12 protein-coding genes are annotated in these 18549 nt (G+C 42.3%); 11 read left to right on the top strand and 1 reads right to left on the bottom strand.

Features of this window, described 5'->3' with window-relative positions; all coding sequences use genetic code 11:
* Positions 1-716 precede the first annotated feature (716 nt).
* From AC0YNT_RS14070 to AC0YNT_RS14020, 11 genes are all read left to right on the top strand, one after another.
* Positions 717-2984 (top strand): AraC family transcriptional regulator, encoded by a 2268-nt coding sequence (locus AC0YNT_RS14070; RefSeq protein ID WP_475805163.1) that lies wholly within the window; start codon positions 717-719, stop codon positions 2982-2984.
* Between the two features lie 248 nt (positions 2985-3232).
* Positions 3233-4198, top strand: coding sequence for an ABC transporter permease (locus tag AC0YNT_RS14065; RefSeq protein WP_441889366.1), 966 nt, complete (start codon positions 3233-3235; stop codon positions 4196-4198).
* Positions 4199-4267: 69 nt separating this feature from the next.
* A complete protein-coding gene (locus tag AC0YNT_RS14060; RefSeq protein WP_475805162.1) occupies positions 4268-5167 on the top strand; it encodes a carbohydrate ABC transporter permease in 900 nt (299 codons plus the stop codon).
* A 36-nt stretch (positions 5168-5203) separates the two neighbouring features.
* Positions 5204-6868, top strand: a complete 1665-nt coding sequence (locus tag AC0YNT_RS14055) for a type 2 periplasmic-binding domain-containing protein (RefSeq protein WP_475805161.1) — start codon at positions 5204-5206, stop codon at positions 6866-6868.
* A gap of 75 nt (positions 6869-6943) precedes the next feature.
* A complete protein-coding gene (locus tag AC0YNT_RS14050; protein ID WP_475805160.1) occupies positions 6944-7978 on the top strand; it encodes a glycoside hydrolase family 88/105 protein in 1035 nt (344 codons plus the stop codon).
* Positions 7979-8136: 158 nt separating this feature from the next.
* The gene (locus tag AC0YNT_RS14045) at positions 8137-8808 is read left to right on the top strand and encodes a MarR family transcriptional regulator (RefSeq protein WP_475805159.1); all 672 of its coding nucleotides are present in this window, start codon (positions 8137-8139) and stop codon (positions 8806-8808) included.
* A 64-nt stretch (positions 8809-8872) separates the two neighbouring features.
* Positions 8873-9886, top strand: a complete 1014-nt coding sequence (locus AC0YNT_RS14040) for an NADP-dependent oxidoreductase (RefSeq protein ID WP_475805158.1) — start codon at positions 8873-8875, stop codon at positions 9884-9886.
* Between the two features lie 237 nt (positions 9887-10123).
* Positions 10124-12181 (top strand): HelD family protein, encoded by a 2058-nt coding sequence (locus tag AC0YNT_RS14035; protein ID WP_475805157.1) that lies wholly within the window; start codon positions 10124-10126, stop codon positions 12179-12181.
* 158 nt (positions 12182-12339) lie between these two features.
* A complete protein-coding gene (locus tag AC0YNT_RS14030) occupies positions 12340-13467 on the top strand; it encodes a DUF4432 family protein (RefSeq protein ID WP_475805156.1) in 1128 nt (375 codons plus the stop codon).
* Positions 13468-13529: 62 nt separating this feature from the next.
* A complete protein-coding gene (locus AC0YNT_RS14025; RefSeq protein ID WP_475805155.1) occupies positions 13530-14570 on the top strand; it encodes a LacI family DNA-binding transcriptional regulator in 1041 nt (346 codons plus the stop codon).
* Positions 14571-14849: 279 nt separating this feature from the next.
* Positions 14850-17285 carry a hypothetical protein gene (locus tag AC0YNT_RS14020; protein ID WP_475805154.1) on the top strand — a complete coding sequence of 812 codons (2436 nt, stop codon included), beginning with the start codon at positions 14850-14852 and terminating at the stop codon, positions 17283-17285.
* Positions 17286-17357: 72 nt separating this feature from the next.
* Here the strand turns inward: AC0YNT_RS14020 and AC0YNT_RS14015 are convergent, their stop codons facing one another.
* Positions 17358-18281, bottom strand: a complete 924-nt coding sequence (locus tag AC0YNT_RS14015; RefSeq protein WP_475805153.1) for an AraC family transcriptional regulator — start codon at positions 18279-18281, stop codon at positions 17358-17360.
* Between the last annotated feature and the right edge of the window lie 268 nt (positions 18282-18549).

The raw sequence follows: 18549 nt of genomic DNA, 5'->3' as shown, positions 1-18549 counted from the left end.
CCAGTGCTCTCATGCAAATCTAATAATGCAGATGATGCGAGTTCTTTTCTTATCAAATCCCAGCAATGATCGTGGAGCCGAACGGATTCGAGGCATTTTGCTAAGGAAAGACCTTTCCATCTGGTGAAAACAGTTGCCCATTGAAGGGGATCAACATGCCGGTATTCAGGAGGAATGGGACAGGATGCCCAACCTGACATGCCGCTGCTATAGAGATGGAGCCATAGGATACGAGGTTGATTTGCTGCCAAATATGTAGGAAGAGCTGGATTGCATATAAAGATTTCGATATAGGATATTTTCTGATTAACTAGCAAATGAAAAGGGGTAGGCTCAGCGGTTACGATCATAGGATCACTCCTGTTTCTGATATAAGAGGAATAATACGCCTTCTGCCCTTCATTGTAAAATGCAGAAATAGCTTTGATTTACGTTTTTTGACTGTTTAATCCCCATGGAAACGGATTCATTTTATGCCATTATTCAAATGGATAGCTCTTGCTTCGGAAAGCATGGAATCTCATCAAAAGCTTGATCTGTTCATTATCCTTGTGAGAAATCAATTAGGGAAATAGACCCAGTGATTCTTTATAGTGTATAATTATCCAATATTAAATGTAGTACGGGCTCCTTTTTTAACAAATTTAAAGCGCTTTCAAAAAATCACCCTAGTGTAACTCCATTGCCATAATGATAGACGATAGGAGGACGGGCAGATGAAAAGATTTCCCATGATGCTTCAATTGATCTTGATTCTGATCTGTGTCATGGCTATTCCGACTGCCATTCTGACCTGGTATAGCGGGACACGGATATTAGGGTATTCAGAAAGTGCTATTGCGGATACTTCACTTGCAGGACTTAATGCGAACCGTGAGCTTAACGAGAATGCGATGAATAATCTGGCTCAGGATGCGGTGCAGCTGGCTGGTACGAATATTTTCGATCGTATCCGCAGCTTCAAAACCTACTCGGAGCTTAACTCGGATTATATTGACGTAATCAGCGCGCTTAAAATATTGAATGAACTGGTAAGCCTAAACCATCGGGTGGACGGCGTATATTCCACGTACTTCCTGCTTGAGGGTGCCAATTATGTGGTGTCTAGCGACAGAGGAATTACGACACTGGACCGTTATGAACAGGTTGATTGGCTGGAAAAGGCGCTTGAAGGACGAAGAGGGATCGGCGGAGTATGGTACCCTCGCCAACTGGATTCCGGGATCAAAGTGGTATCCTATGTTCTGCCATTGAACCGTCTGTCAACAACAACAAGAGGAACGATTGTCGTTAATTTACGTGAGAGTCAGATTGGGGATTACCTAAGCTCAACGGAGCCTGGTGCAGAAGGCTTTATGCTCCTGAAATCCGACGGCACTATCATCTCTCATAATGATAAATCATTGCTGCTGACCGATGGCAGTGAACAGCCTTTTATCCAAGAAATATTACGCAATCAAGTAAGAGAAGGTTATGCCTTCCATGTGCTCGAAGGAGAGCGACTGCTGTATACCTGGTCGCGCTCGGCGCAGCTTGGCTGGTGGAATGTGAACATCTATTCAATGGATGAGCTTATGACTAAGACGTACAGCCTGCAGCGGAGTATTATTCTCATAACGGGAATTATTATATTTGCGGGAACCATCCTTGCCGTTTTGCTCGCAACTTGGTTATCCCAGCCTTTCAGGAAGCTGGTCCGAACGATGCGTGAACGGAGTAATCTTGTAGGTTCAAACAAGAACGAGCTCGCATTCCTGGAGTCAGCGTTCAAGCGGATGCAGGAGGAAGAGGAAGGGCTGCACACCTTGCTGCAAGAACGTGAGCAGGATACACGCAGCTTGTCCATCCATCATTTGCTGCGCGGCGAAGTGAAGAAACAAATTGTTGAGATGTTTCCGGAACGTTATTTCATTGTAGCGATTGTCTCCATAGACCGTTTCAGGCGGTATGTAAGCAAGAACAATCCGGAGACACGAAGTTATCATCGTTACCTGCTGCTCCCCAAATGCGAGAGCTTGTTCCCGGATGGTGTATACGCACGTGGCATCTATCAAAATGACGGCTGCTTCGCTTTCATCATCAATTACGGGCAAGATGAGCTGGAGAATGGGGCAAACGGAATAAAAGGAGCTCTTATTCAGATTAGAGATACTGCATTGGATTTACTTGGTCATTCTGTGACGATAGGTGTAAGCAGCCAAACGGAATTTAGCGATATAATTCCTGAGAGGGTAGCAGAAGCGACGGAAGCAATAAAGCATCGTATGACCAAAGGCAGCGGTTGCATCTTCTATTGGAAGCAGGAGGAAGAGCGCAGCAGGAAATATTTATATCCAACGAATAGTGAGAGGCGTATCGTTAATTTTCTTGATCGGGCTGATCTAGACAGTATCTTAATGGAGCTGGAAAGTATAAGCAGTGAGATCCACTCGGATGAATACATCTCTTACGACAATATTTTGTTTATCTACAATCAATTGATCGGCGTCACGGTGAAGCATCTTCGGGAGAACAATATAAGTACGTCCAGAATTTTTGCAGGGCGGGGCAATATTTACTCAGCGATTGCTTCCATAGACACTCTTGATGAGCTTGAAAAATATATTCGTGATTTCTTTACCGAGATTGCGCAGCATCTTGCACGCAGTACAGGAGAGGTCAATCATGGTGATCGCATTATCGGATATCTGGAACAAAATTTCTGCAAAGAGATTGTGTTCGAAGAGATGGCGAAGGAGATTGGCATTAGTTATTCCTATATGCGGAAAATCGTTTATGAATTAACCGGCAAAAGTCTAATTGATTATACGAATCAATTACGGATCGAGAAGGCAAAGCAGCTGCTCCTGGAATCAAAAATGACGATTACTCAGATTGCCACGGAAGTTGGCTACTTTAATGTTCAAAGCTTTAATCGGTTTTTCCGTAAGTACGAAGGGATGCCTCCAAGCAGCTATAAGACGTCGAGATCCAGGACATCGTGAGGTAAATAGGAAGGAATAGAGCTGTCATGCCGCTGCAGGACAGCTTTTATTTTTGCTCATACCTATCAGAATTGATCATTATCCGCACTATATCGGCAAAAATGAAGCGTTTACAATCAAAAATGACGGGGAGAATCAATACTCAAGATTTACCACTTGAAAGAGGCGAGGGTATGATGATGACAGCCTCGACAATGTATGGTGCGAACAATCGACGGGGGGAAGTTAGTCGCTGAGGGGGTGAGAATGTGAAAATTGAAAGCGCTTCACACCAGAGTGAAACCGCTCTAAAAAGTATTCAATTAAATAAACGCGGAATGATGCATTATCTCAGGCGGGACTGGCAGCTTTATTTACTTCTATTAATCCCGTTGTCATTTGTACTGGTCTTCAAATACGCACCGATGTCCGGGCTCATCCTTGCATTTAAAAACTATAAGATTGCAAAAGGGTTCTGGGGCAGCGAGTGGGCGGGCTTTGAAATATTTAGAGAAATATTCGCCAAGCATGACTTTGGCCGTGCCGTCCGCAATACGATTCTGCTTAACAGTCTTGACCTGTTATTCAGCTTTACAATGCCAATTGTGCTAGCACTGCTGCTTAATGAGGTTAGAGGTGTAAGATTCAAGCGTATTAACCAGACCTTACTGTACCTGCCGCATTTTCTGTCTTGGATTATTATCGGTGCAATTGCTTATCAACTGCTCAGCGAGAGTAACGGCGCGATCAATAATCTCATTGCTATGATGGGCGGCGACCGGATTCCGTTCCTGCAGGATGACTCCAACTGGCTGATCAGTTATCTGGCTATTGGTGTCTGGCAGAGTATGGGATGGGGAACCATCATCTACCTTGCTTCAATCAGCAGCATTAACCCGGAAATGTACGAAGCAGCAATCGTTGACGGTGCTGGGCGATGGCGGAAGGTATGGAATGTTACTTTGCCATCAATTCGGGTGACCATTGTAACGTTGCTTATTATGAACCTAGGCAAGGTTATGGAAGGCTCGTTCGAACGGGTATTTGCTCTGCAAAACAAGGCTACAACAGAGTACACGGTAACGATTCCTGTATTGGTCTACCGGTGGGGGATCGAGAGCGGGAACTTCAGCCGGGCAACGGCCCTTGGGTTATTTCAGGCGGTCATCGGGCTTGTACTAGTACTCGCTGCCGACCGAATCGCGAAGAAGCTTGGCGAAGACGGATTGCTATAGTTCTAAGCTTACGAAGTAAGAATTTCCACAAAAAGCATGTGGCAATTCTTTTTAGAAAGAAGGTGAATCATGAAAACATCTGGCAGCACACTTGCTGTTCATCGCAAAAGGCGTTTTGACATTTGGGATGTGCTGATCCACCTCTCTCTGATCATCGCCTCGCTGGCCTGCTTATTACCGTTCCTGCATGTGGTATCAAAGTCATTAAGTGAAGACGCTTTTGTTATTGCGAATAAAGTATTCATCTGGCCGGAAGGGTTCACCCTTGGTGCCTACGAGAAAATTTTCGCAGATCACAGTATTCTTCGCTCCTTGTACGTGTCGGTCCTCGTTACGGTGTTGTTTACCGTGCTGGGGATGATCCTCACTATTTGTGCAGCTTATCCTTTATCACGCAAGCAGCTCAAGGGACGTACGTTATTGACCTTTATTTTTATGTTCACTCTGTACTTCAGCGGGGGCATCATTCCCGAATATATGCTGATTAACAACTTAGGCCTGCTGGATACGATCTGGTCCATTATTTTGCCGCCTGCGTTTAGCGCATTTAACCTGCTTATTATGAAGACGGCGCTTACCAGCAGTATACCGGATAGTCTCGAAGAGTCGGCACGGATTGATGGTGCGGGGCATTTTCGGATTCTCATCAGTATCGTGATCCCGCTGTCTAAACCAATCATTGCAACCTTATCTCTCTTTTATGCGGTTGGACGCTGGAACACGTATCAGGATGCATTGTTCTATATCAAGCAGAATGTGGATCTGAGACCTCTGCAGCTCAAACTGTATTACCTGGTCATTCAGGCGAGCGAAAGCTTCCAGCTGGAATCGACACAAGTATCGCTTAGTAATCCCGAAGTGCTGAAAGCCTCATGCGTTGTATTTGCAACACTTCCGATTATCTGTGTGTATCCGTTTATCCAGAAGTATTTTGTCCAGGGCGTTATGCTTGGAGCCGTTAAGGAATAACCTCGCATTGAAAATAATGAATTGGGGGAACAAGCAATGAGCAAAAAAGGCTTTGCATCCACATTAATCTCGTTATTTGTTGTAGTTGGTCTAATGGCGGGCTGCACGAATAACAACAATGGGAATTCTGCAAATAGCTCCACTGAACCTTCTCCATCGGCAAGTAATACAGCTAGTAATGCACCAAGCGACACGGCTGAAGGCAAGTATCCGGATTACTCCAAAGGCTTCTCTGAAAAAGTTACTCTTCAAATCCCAGTCTATGAACGCGCATTCGAAGGCTGGAACGTAACCGACAACTATTATACTCGTTATATTCAGAAGGAATTTGGTGACAAAAACAACATTGATGTTAAATTCGTACCGATTACAAGAAGCAGTGAAGTAACGGACTACGAGCAGCTTCTGGCATCACACAAAGCTCCGGATATTATTTTCCATTATGATATGCCTCAGGCACTTGCCTACTATGGTGAAGATGTTATGCAAGAGCTGGACTATGATGAAATCGCGAACTACGCTCCTACGTACTGGAACAACATGAGTGAAACAATTAAACAGTACGGTGCGGTAGACGGCAAAAATGTATTCTTCTTCGCAGCCCGTCCAGCAGTGGATAACTTCGTAACCCTGATTCGTAAAGACTGGGTTGAAAAGGTTGGCATGAAAGTGGAGGATCTGACCTCCCTGGAGAAATATAATGAAATGCTCGAGAAATGGAAAGCTGCTGGACTTGGTGTAAGCGGCGGATCCCTTCTGCAAAACAACTACACATACAACTATGCATTCCGTGATTGGCCGGTTGATCCGAAATACCGCGCTCTCTACTCCGATCTTGGTGTAGCAGATTTGACGACCAAAGATACAGAGGGCTACCTTCGTAACCTTAACCATCAGTACAATGCAGGCTTGGTAGACAAGGAATTCTATCTGCGTAATGATGACGGCAAGATTAAAGCAGAATTCGTAGCAGGTAAAACAGGCACATACGGCTTCTACCTTGCTAGCAATACGGATGTTCTTACAGCTACACTAAAAAACAATCCGGATGCACAGTTTGCTGTTCTCCCAGGAACGGCCGGAGTTCCGGATGGCAAAAAAGCACAAGGACGCGCTTACTGGCCATTTGGCTTTATCATGGGTATCAACTACGAATCTACTGTTGAGGAACGTGCTGCTGTATGGATGTACCTCGAATGGATGAGCCAGCCGGAGAATTTGTTCTTCATGCAAAACGGTGTAGAAGGCCAGAACTATACACTTGATGGATCCGGCCTTGCTGTTAAGAATGCAGACTTCAAAGGGGAATCCGTTCTATCGCAAAACAATAACAAAGACTACTGGGCTCTTGTCATTGAAGCTGCTCAATATGCAGATCCGGCGGTAACGCGTAAAGCCTACCTGCAGAACTGGTCGCCTCCTGGCTACGAGAATCTGGCTGAAGAAGTGTTAACTAACTATGACAAATACGCAGAATTCCGTACACCAGATGCGTTGTTCAGCGTTGTTCTCGAGAAAGTAAATGAGTACAAAGCCGATTTGAACTCCCTCTTCCAAGAGTTGTATGTGAAGGTTGTTCTTGCTCCTGAAGATCAGTTCGATAAAGTGTATGAAGATGCGAAGAAAACGTATCTGGATGCTGGCTACCAAGAGATCCTGGATGAAAAACAAAAAGCGATTGACGCGGGCCAATTCAAGTAATTTCTAACGATCAGCTGTCAGAGCCCCTGCTTTCGGCGGGGGCTCTAGGCTTTGGATAATGGAGGATTGGATACGATGAAAATTGACGCGACAGCAATTGATTTGAAGCAGATCACCGGACAAGTGGTAGATTATACATTTGGGATGGATTTGACGTGGGATTGGCCGGGTGGAGTAGCCTTTTACGGTGTAAGCCGGGCATTCGAAATAACAGGGGAAACGGCTTATCTGGAGCGAATGGCTGCATGGGTCGATGAATATATCGAAGCGGGCTTACCTGGCTGGACAGTTAATACCTGTGCCATGGGGCATATGCTGATTACCTTATATGAACAGACGCAGGACCAGAAGTATCTGGATATTATTATGAGCAAGATAGACTATCTTGAAAATAAAGCCCTTCGATTCGGAGACCGGGTGCTGCAGCATACGGTTTCTGCCAAAAATGATTTTCCTGAGCAGTGCTGGGCAGATACCTTGTTTATGGCCGCGTATTTCATGCTTCGTGTAGGAGTGATGCTGAATAAGAAACATCTTATTGAAGACGCTCTGCATCAATTTTACTGGCATATTAATTACTTACAGGATGAGGATACCGGTTTGTGGTACCACGGCTATACCCATATTCATAAGGATCATATGTCCGGCATGTACTGGGCACGAGCGAATGCTTGGGCTGCTTATACGATGTCGCAAGCGGCAAGGGGAGTACCAGAAGGTTATCTGTATCCACCGATGATGCATATTTGGAGTTCTTTGCGAGACCAGCTTGCTGCGATTAAGAAGCTGCAGAAAGAGGATGGACTCTGGGGGACAGTTCTTGATTACCCAGAAGCTTATGGTGAGGTATCGGCTACCGCAGGTATTGCTGCCGCTATGGTGATGCAGAACAATCCACTGCATGGCAAGTACGTGCAGAAGGCGCTAGATGGAGTATTAAATAATATTACGGGCAGCGGACGAGTCTTGAATGTGTCTGGTGGAACAGCTGTGATGAAGGACATCGACGGTTATCTGAGCATCAATAGAAAATGGGCGCAAGGCTGGGGGCAAGGGCTTACGCTCGCTCTGCTTGCGGCAGTGATGCAGAATGAGAAGAGATTGTCGTAATGAGGTGTTGTACGAACCGCAGGGGCTGTTGGCCTTGCGGTTTTTTCATTCTAGAGCAGATATTTTGTTTCGAAGTAGTCAATAATGTTTCTATAATATTTATTTGGACTATGTTCATTGGTATACTACAAGCAGATGATTGAAAAGGAGAGCTTCCTATGACCTATTCCTCCGAAACCGCAGGAGCTGCTGCTGCTCATACAGAGAAAGAAATCCTGCTGAATGAAATGTTTATTCAGATAGGCGTCATACAGAAAAAGTTTCAGTCTGAAGGCGAGGACGATGAAAAACGCTGGATGATGGCCCAAACGAGCGATGCCAAAGTTATTGAAATTTTGAAAGAGGCTACCGTTATCATGTTACATGTGATAGAGGCAGTTGGTGAGATGCAGCCGGTAAACGGAATTGCGATCTCGAAGCATTTTGGCATACCTAAGGGAAGCATATCAAAAATTACACGCAGGCTTGTTGAACAAGAGGTAATGCGCAGTGAATATTTGCCGGATAACAAGAAAGAGGTATGGTTTTCGCTTACCCCGCTTGGCCAAAGCATATATGAAGTCCATAAGCAGCTGCATTCTCACATCGAGCGCAATGTACGGAAATTTCTCGGGAAGTATAATGAAGAGCAGTTGAAATTTCTTGTGCAATGTATGAAAGATACATCGGAAGTTTCTTGGGTTGAAGATCCTGCTGATGAGACAGAGCAGCTTGAGGAATCATCGAAAGAGGCAACAGTAATGAGTGACATGTGGATGCTGCTTCAGCAATTAGATGACCGCAAGCTGAAGAAGGCGAAGGAGCTAATTCAAGTCGCTTTCTTTGATTAGAGGATAAGTGAAAATCGGAGTCGATTACTATCACAGAAAACAAAGAAATGAGTGGATACAGTTGATGAACAAAATCATTACTTTACGTTCCCGTCCGCAAGGATGGCCAACAGATGAAACGTTTGAATTCAAGGAAGTACAAGTAGAAGCACCTGCAGAGGGGCAGATTGTGGTTCGTTCCTTATATTTCTCCGTCGATCCTTATATGCGGGGGAGAATGAATGATTCCAAGTCGTATATCCCGCCTTATCAGCTTGGTGAAGCGATAGTTGGCGGCATCGTAGGGGAAGTTACGGAATCTCGTTCGGACGCTTATAAACCAGGCGATAAAGTTATGGGGTATTTAGGCTGGAAGCTGTATAACGTGGTTGATGCAGCGGCTGTTCGCCGGATTGATGAGAATTTGGCGCCGCTTTCCGCGTATTTAAGCGTCATTGGTATGACTGGTTTAACCGCCTATTTCGGACTGATGGATATTGGCAAGCCTAAAGCTGGTGAGACGGTTGTCGTCTCCGGTGCAGCAGGAGCAGTTGGATCTATCGTTGGGCAAATTGCCAAAATTCAAGGAGCTCGGGTTGTTGGTATTGCTGGATCTGATGAGAAAGTTAAGCTGCTGACTGATAAGTTCGGCTTTGATGAAGCTGTTAATTACAAGACAGCTGGTGACTTAAAAGTTGCGATTACCGAGGCATGTCCTAATGGCGTTGATGTGTATTTCGATAATGTTGGCGGTGATGTAACGGATGCGGTCATGAGCCTGCTGAATGACTATGCAAGAATTCCACTCTGTGGAGCCATCTCGGCTTATAACATGGAGGAAGGTGCGGATCTACGGCCAAGTATATTGACGAAGTTGATCAAGACTCGTTCCATGATTAAAGGCTTTGTACTTAGCGATTATACTGATCGTCTAGAAGAAGGCGCCAAACAGCTTGGACAATGGTTGTCGGAAGGCAAGCTGAAATACGAGGAGACTATCATTGAAGGCTTCGACCGGATTCCAGAAGCATTCATGGAGATGTTCAAAGGTACAAATGTGGGGAAAATGCTTGTGAAGGTCGCGCCGGACGAGGGCTGATTATAATTGTGTAAGGGGAGAGCGGATTTCGCTCTCCCTTTTGTCTAATAATTAGACATAAAAAAATCCAGCTTCTATTCCAAGTGGAATTAGAACTGGATATTAATGTAAATTTGCAAGGGTATTTTTGGACCCACGATAATTACATAATAAACTATCTGAAACTATAAGTCTATACTTTTTTTAGTTTCCCTCTATACTTTTAAATGACTTCAAGCAGAAGAGGGGGATTGGAAAGTGATCAATCATACGGAAGCAGAAGAACGAATTTATCTGGAGCTAGCGCTGTCGAGGCTTAACAAAGCACTTAATGACTTGGATACTCAAATTGATGGTGCACGCAAAGCAATTATTGAATCAAAAAAATATGTATATGCGAACAGGGATCAGCTTGATCCGGCAGAGAGGGCAGCGAACATCGTCGAGATCAGCCTATCCATCGATAAAGGGGAGAGTGCCGTTGTCAAACGAAGCAGGCTTCAAAAGCTGGCGCAAGTTCCTTACTTCGGAAGAGTAGATTTCTCTCCTGACGATCGAATGGAGGGTCATGCTTATTATATAGGCATCCATTCTTTCAGCGATGAAACGGGGCAGGATAACGAAATCTACGACTGGCGGTCTCCGGTAGCGAGTTTGTTTTATGATTACAATGTTGGAAGGGCTTTGTACATGGCTCCTGATGGGGAAGTTGAAGGCAACATCGATTTGAAGAGACAGTATCGGATCAGACAAGGCGTTATGGAATATATGATTGAGAGCACTATCAATATTAACGACGAGGTGCTGCAAAGGGAGCTTAGCAAAACCTCTGATGAGAAGATGAAGAACATCGTCGCTACGATCCAAAAGGAACAAAATGAAATTATTCGGAATGAATATTCCCATGAACTCATTATTCAAGGCGTGGCGGGTTCCGGCAAAACTTCCGTTGCTTTGCATCGTATAGCTTTTTTACTGTACCGGTACAAGGGAACTCTTACATCGGATAATATGCTGATTGTCTCCCCAAACAAAGTGTTCTCCGATTATATCTCGAATGTCCTGCCTGAACTTGGTGAAGAAAAAATAGCCGAAATCGGATTTGACGTTATTGCTGCAAGTGAGCTTTCAGGCAACTACCAGTCCTTTGATGAGCAGGTATCGGAGCTTGCAACTTCGACAGACGATTCATTAATTGAGCGGATTAGGTATAAGGCCAATATCGAATTTGTAAAACAGATGGATGACTTTGTGCGTGATGTTGGCGAAAGCTACTTTAGTCCAGCTGATATTAACCTTGATGGAGTGCACGTTGAGAAAGCACAAATATCAGAGGTATATCAGGCAGCCTGTGCGTTGCCTTTGAAGCTTAGAGTAGAAAAGACGGCCACCGTCATTTCGGAGAGAACTAGAAATAGGAATGGCATGAAAGTGGACAGATCAACCATGAATAAGATAAAGACGGCTATAAAAAAGATGATAAAGACACAAAGTCTTCTGGCCAACTATATGGATTTTTATCACTACATCGGAAGACCAGAGTTATTTAAATTTATTGGAAAGAAAAAACTCGAATACTCCGATGTGTTTCCTATGGTGTATTTAAAGATCCGACTGGAAGGACCAAAGGGGTACGAAGCGGTTAAGCACTTATTGGTCGACGAAATGCAGGATTACACGGCCGTTCAGTACGCAGTGTTATCTCTATTGTTCAAATGTAAAAAAACGATTCTAGGCGACCATTCCCAATCCGTTAATCCGTACTCTTCCTCATCGATTGCTGATATTAAGAAGGTCTTCCCCGAAGCCGACACGGTTGAGCTATTGAGGAGTTACCGATCTACGTTCGAGATTATTGAATTCATTCGGCGATTGAACCCAAGCAGTAAGATTATTCCGATTGAACGGCATGGGGAGCAGCCACAGATCATACAAGCTTCGGATCGAGGCGAAGAGATGATGCGGATCAAACAATTATTGCTGGCATTTAAGGAATCAGGCAACCGCACATTAGGAATCATCTGCAAGACACAGAATCAAGCGGAAATGCTCTATGAAGAGCTCAATCAGGATAAGTCCATTCATCTACTAACGTTCAGCAGTGAGAAATTTCACGAAGGGGTTATTCTCACCTCAGCTCATATGGCAAAAGGCTTGGAATTCGACCAGGTAATCGTACCATTCGTGGATGCAGCTAACTATAAGTCAGAATTGGATAGAAGCTTGCTGTATATCGCTTGTTCTAGAGCAATGCATAGGCTAGAGGTAACTTATCATGGAGCAATCAGCTTGTTTATTCCCGTAGTTGATCGATAGAGTAGATGTACAATCATGGCCTCTGTTAATAGGAAAAGTCCGCTAGTCGATATGACTAACGGGCTTTTCTCATTTCTGTCTTTTCTGCCATTGCATTAACCTGTCCTCTCATCATATAATTATCTAAACGTTTAACTTTTAAAAGGAGAGTTTATGAAATGATGATCAATAAATGGTTATTAGCAGAAAAAAATAATCAGATCATTAACTTACCTCATAGTGGTTATATTCGTACACGCATGATGAAAGACAAGAATGGGTCATCACTTACCGTCATTGACATATCGAATGGCAAAATGCATTTCACGGTACTCCCTGAAAGAGGGCTAGACGTTGGAGAGCTATACTTAGGGGTACAAAAGATGAGCTGGGATAGAAGCGAGGAATATCTATTGCATCCATCCAACGTGGATCTTAATGAATCAAATGGAACAGGCTGGATGAAGGGCTTTTACGGAGCGGCAGCTGCAATTGGTCCGGAATTATTCGGCACTCCGGGGGAAGGTTTTACTTTGCACGGCTCGGGATCGTACTCGATTACTGTGCCTGAAAGCATTCAAATTACATGGGATAATCAATCCGTAAGGATTGAAGGAAAAGTCCCCGTTCTTAACCGACACGGAGAGCTGTTATTTGAGAAAATAATTCAAATGAGTACGCTTTGGGGGAGCTCGTTAATTTTACGGGAAGAAACGGTAATTAATAAAAGCCGCTATACCCAGGTTTTAGATGATGGATATCATATACAACTGTCGGGTTCTTATATGCATCAAGGAGGCAGATATGTTCTGCCAGCTAGTCAGCATGAACTATTAATAAGAGATTCGGCGCCGCTTGAGGAAGATCCATTTCAAATTCCTTCAAACAAGGAGGTATACCCGATGAGATGTTATCAATATGTCCCAAGGCCGGTAGATGGTTTATATGAATTCGATAAAGTTATCCCTTATTTAAGTAAGATGAATTTAAGTAGAGGACTAACCGGTGAAATGATTGTAAATTCGGACAATACTCATGCAGGATATGTCATTAGGCCGCTATTCGATTTCCCTAGATCACTTATAGCTAAACAGATCGACGATAGCTTTATGTTTGCCATAGAACCATGCAGGACCCGGCCGAACCGGATGTCACAGAAAATAACGGACGGAGAGGCCTTTTATTTGCAAAAAGGAGAGGCGTTATCCTCTTGCTGCCTAATTGGTTTATCAGATTCTGAAATGGAGATTCGGAATTTGGAGAACATGATCCTATCTGCAGTTACTACTATGAAGGGAATGGCTTGAATGTAGGCTTTGTAAATGATATAACAATAGAATGTGAAACGTTTAAACAAAGGGTGAAGATCATGGAAAAAATCGGGATTAAAGAGATTGCATTGCGGGCAAATGTATCCACGGCAACAGTTTCCTATGTATTGAATGGCACCCGTAATGTAAGGCCTAAGACGAAAGAGCGGGTCTTAAAAGTAATCGAAGAGCTTAATTACAGGCCGAACGATATTGCAAAAAGTCTAAAGAGTAAAAGAACAAATACCATTGGAGTTATTGCGGAAGACGTAACGGTTTTTAATGTACCTGAAATTATTGATGGAATAAATGAATATGCAGAGAAGAACGACATGCATATTTTATTAACCAATCTCCGTTTACAGAAAAAGGTGGGTTATGATTATGCGAACACCGAGCATTATCAAAAGCTTGCGCAAGATGCAGTATCAACCCTCTTATCCAAACAAGTAGAGGGAATCATTTATATTGGTGTACATCCACGGGACTTAACGGGTTTGATCAATACGTATGAAAAGCCCATTGTATATACCTATTGTTATGCACAGAATGAGTGTTCTATCCAATATAATGATGAGCAGGCTTCCTATGATGCAATTAAATATCTAGTTGATAAGGGTCATTCACGTATTGCGATCATAAGTGGTTTAATGGATTCGATACCTTCTAGACTGCGATTTAACGGTTATTATAAAGCATTGACAGAATTCCAGTTACCTTTTGATCCACAGTTTATTAAAGTAGGCGACTGGGGTTTAGATTCGGGTTATCATCTGGCAGGTGAGCTTTTTAAGTTACAGGACCCGCCTACCGCTATTCTTATTATGAACGATTTGATGGCTGCTGGTGCTGTGCGAGCTGCATCTGAACAAGGAATTATTGTTCCAAGGGATCTCTCCATAATAGGATTTGATAACCGAGAGTTCAGTGCTTATTTAAGTCCCAGAATTACGACAATGGATTTACCATTACATGATATGGGGATATTAGCAATGAAGGCTCTCTATAATAGAATTAACGGAAAAGATGACAAGACGGAGGAAACTCCTCTATGTAAACTAATTGAGCGGGAATCCGTGGCTGGGCCTAGGCCTAGGTGAGTAGCTATAAAATAATATTCCGGTAAGAGACTGTATCATTCTAACAAAGCGGTCTCTTTTTTATTGCAAAAAAAGGTAAATCGATTAACTTAAATTAAGAACAGATTAGATTCGAAATTCTCAGTATATGTCTACTAGATCTATAGAGAAATGGAGGTAAAAGTGTACGTTTATCAATGTATTTGGTTATTGGTATAAAATGCTTGCTGGGACTTATTGTGGTATGCTACTATTAAATTAATATTTAAACGTTTAGATTATGACATTGGGAGTGAGAACTTGAAGCTGCTTCGTAATGATACTTTTGAAATACAGATATCTCCACAAGGTACAGTAGAATCTATATTTCTGACAGATGATCCAGAAAAGATGAACTGGGTAATTGATGCACAATATGTAAAGGATGCTGGCTACGTAGGTCAGGATAAGCGTTTCGGGCAGTGGAGTGCTATCGTTGACGATGAAGGAATTGAAAGCGTTAACTTACAACCACATATTCATTTTATCGATGATAAATCGGCAATTGTTACTTTCTCGCATGATAAATTTAAAGTTGAATATGAATATCTGCTAAATAATAATGGAGAATTGTTATGGAACATTCGTTGTTCAAATAGAGCCCAAGATTCTGTAAGAGTGAATGGATTTCATAGCTGGTTTTCTCTTGCCTATATCATGTTCCGAGATGAAGATGTCTTGAGAAATATGAAGCATTCTTGTGCAGTGTTCCCACATTTAGGCGGGGATTTCTCCAAGTTTGCAGCTATGCGTAGAAGCAATGAAGCTCCGCATCTTGCGATCTATAGCACAGGCGATCGTGTTACCGCTTTTGGGACGTATTGCAGTTATGTCAACCGTTTTTTAGAACAGGTATCACCGTCATTGGATGGAATGCTCTATCACCGATTGTCGTTTGTTGAGGATGGAAGCTCTATGGAGCAGTCTGCAGATAATGATTGGATCTATGGGGGGGATTACTCATTCATTACACTTGAACCTTCAGAAGAAAGAAAGTGGTCATTTGTATTTACACCATTTAAAGACCAAGAGGAATTTTATAAAAAAGCACAGAAGTATGGACATCCACATTGGACTTATTCGCACGTAACGACTACAGATGGAAAGTTTTTTGCTGAAGTGAATTTGCCGGAGGAGGAAACTTTAATTACGGTGAAAATTGTAAGTGTAGTGGACGAAGCAGGTACCCTTAAGGAAACCGACATTACAAATGAATTTAAGCTTGTTTCTAAAGAAAAATCTAAACGTTTACGTGTTGCTATACCACTAAAGTCAGCGGGAGAGATTAAGTTAGAAGCTACACTCGCTAATGGGAAATGTGATGTATTGGTTGGAAATGTACTTGAACCTATTCATAACTTACTGGAGAAAAGAGCAGATTGGTTATGTAACCATAGTTTTAATCCTACTCAAGAATCAACTCGTCCGTATGCCTTTATGCCATTATCAAACCAAGGGGAATCCCTTGGTAAATTATCGTTTATTTTGATGAAAAATCTTTTGTCTCTCCCTGTGCCGACACAAGTTAATAAAGTAGAAGCTTCCGCCTTCCTAGATTTAAAACATCATTGGTTTGAGGATGGAGATTTTATGCTTCCCAGACCACTTTACGGATCGGATTCCTTCTACCGCATTTATGATTTCGATTATATTGGCCACGTGTATTATTTATTGTCTAGATTTGAACAGTCATTATTGTCTCATGCAAAACCAGAAACGTATTTAACTTGGGCTGCTCAAGTCATGTGTATGAGGCTGGATCCAGATTGTCATCGTAATAAACGTGAAAAAGAAGAATCACAACTGGTTGGTGTATTTATTCTTTATATTGCTGACTTGATGGAGGATCTGAAAAAAAATGAGTTATTCTATTGGCATGATAAACTACACAAGTTGTGGTTGCAATTTGTAGAAGGATTAAAACAAGGTTCAAAAGGTTATCAAGGAGCTGTCACAGAACATTTCTATGATAATGCTGGGTTTGGACCAACATGTGAAGCGCTATGTTTAGCTAAGTTAACGGATGAAGCTGAATTGTATGCCCCATTGATTATTGCGAATATTGGATTTAGTAATGACTATAGAGCTAATGCTCCGGATCGTTGGTGGGAAGCTTTATCTTTTATGACACATTCGTTATGGGGTGGGTTAGTAGCAGGTGCTGCCAGGTCTTCTTATGAAGCACTTGGAGACACGAGATTACTGGAAGCTGGTTATCGAGCAACAATGGCGGTGTTTAATTGTTATGATTGGAATGTTTATTCGACAATTCGTAAACTAAAGCCTGGTGAGGCAGCTTCTACGTATAGCATTGCAGCTCCTAATTTAAATATGCCCGAGCTCTCCAGAAACCGCTTTGGGCAATCTATTTTCAAAAAATCGAGTGACCCGTTATTCAGCAGTCTTTTTTCTAATATTGAAGGCGACGACTGGGATATGGGGGAAGAGCTTGTTGCTTACATGCTTGGGTTTGGTTCGACAACATACCTCTATACAAATGGCGATGGTGAAATAAGTTGTGTGAATGGTTTTATTGAACAGGTAGAGCAGGGCTGGGAGATTACTAGTTATGCCGCATATCCCACTAGATATGTGATGTTGGAAAAAGGACTCACATTCGTTTCAAAAGCAGGAGAAATAGTTAAGCGTATATTATTTATTGATGGCCAATTTATAAGTACAGAGATTAAAATTTAACAGCATTATTCTAGAAACAAAAAAAACGGAGACTGGAGGTAATTGCCAGCTTCCGTTTTTTTTTTGTTTATTCTAAGAAATTTCAGGCTTCCGAAATTCTTTTTTTCGGAAATTTGCTGGTGCAGTTCCTTGTTTATTGGTGAAGACGGAAGAGAAATAGGCAGGATTGCTAAAACCGACTTCATCAGCAATACGAGCAATAGACCAGTCCGTTTGAATGAGCAGCTTTTTTGCTTGCTCTATCCGATATTGCAGCAAATAATCAATGGGAGTTAAACCATACACTTTTAACATGCATTTGGCTAAATAGTTAGGATGGTAATTAAATTCGGCCTTTAGTACGGGGTTAGTGATCTTGGAGGTATAATTCTGACGAATAAACAATTCGATTTTTTCGGCAAGATGGATGGCCGTTGAATTTGTTGCTATTCCTGAATCAAAATTAATATTTTGCATAAAGTTCTGGAAAGCCGTTTGTTTTCGCCAATTACGGAGTGAACGTGGATCCTTATCTAAGGAATAAAATTCATTGAGATCATTCATTGATTTGCTGGACAGCTTTAATTTTTTTGGAATAAAGATAGAGCTTAATTCACAGTGATGGAGATAGGCTTTCTGTTTATGTTTTTCAAATAACGTCATTTGGTTTTCCAGGCATTCATTTATACCTTTCATTTCATCCCAGGCACCAAACGTTTGAAAATGAATCCAGGTAATTTCTGTCTCCTCTTCACAGGAAGCAGTGCCATAGTGATACGCATCGGGTCTTAAAATAATCGCTTCATCTTTATGTATGATCCACTCATTCTTATTCTCACCAATGAATAGCTTTCCCTTGGTGACTATAATGATATCGAATACATTAATAGAATATCGACATACATGTCGTTCCCCCGGCATGAAAGTATGTTTCCCACTGTCTATAAAATAAGGAATAGGCGGAGTTACAAAGTGCATGATTAGCTCGGACATAAGATATCCCTCACTTTGATCCATAATGATGACGCCTTCATTTATATAATAAGTAGTTGTTGGCACTAATTTCAAGATAATTGTATGTGAAATATCACAAGGAGGCTAAGAAATTTAAACGATTTACTAAAGTGAGGTCTTATATTGTGAAATTTTGCTATAGTGAAGCCAATCAGAAACTTTTGTATTAAAATAGCACACTTCTCTAAAATTTTCAAACACTTGGGGAAAGTTGAAATTCCATAAATATAGGTTGGAATATTAGTTTTTCAATATAAATCATGGGTGCTAC

The sequence above is a fragment of the Paenibacillus sp. J22R56 genome (genome assembly GCF_056269375.1).
The sequence above is the reverse complement of the archived record's forward strand: the minus strand, read 5'-3'. Positions and strand labels throughout refer to the sequence as shown.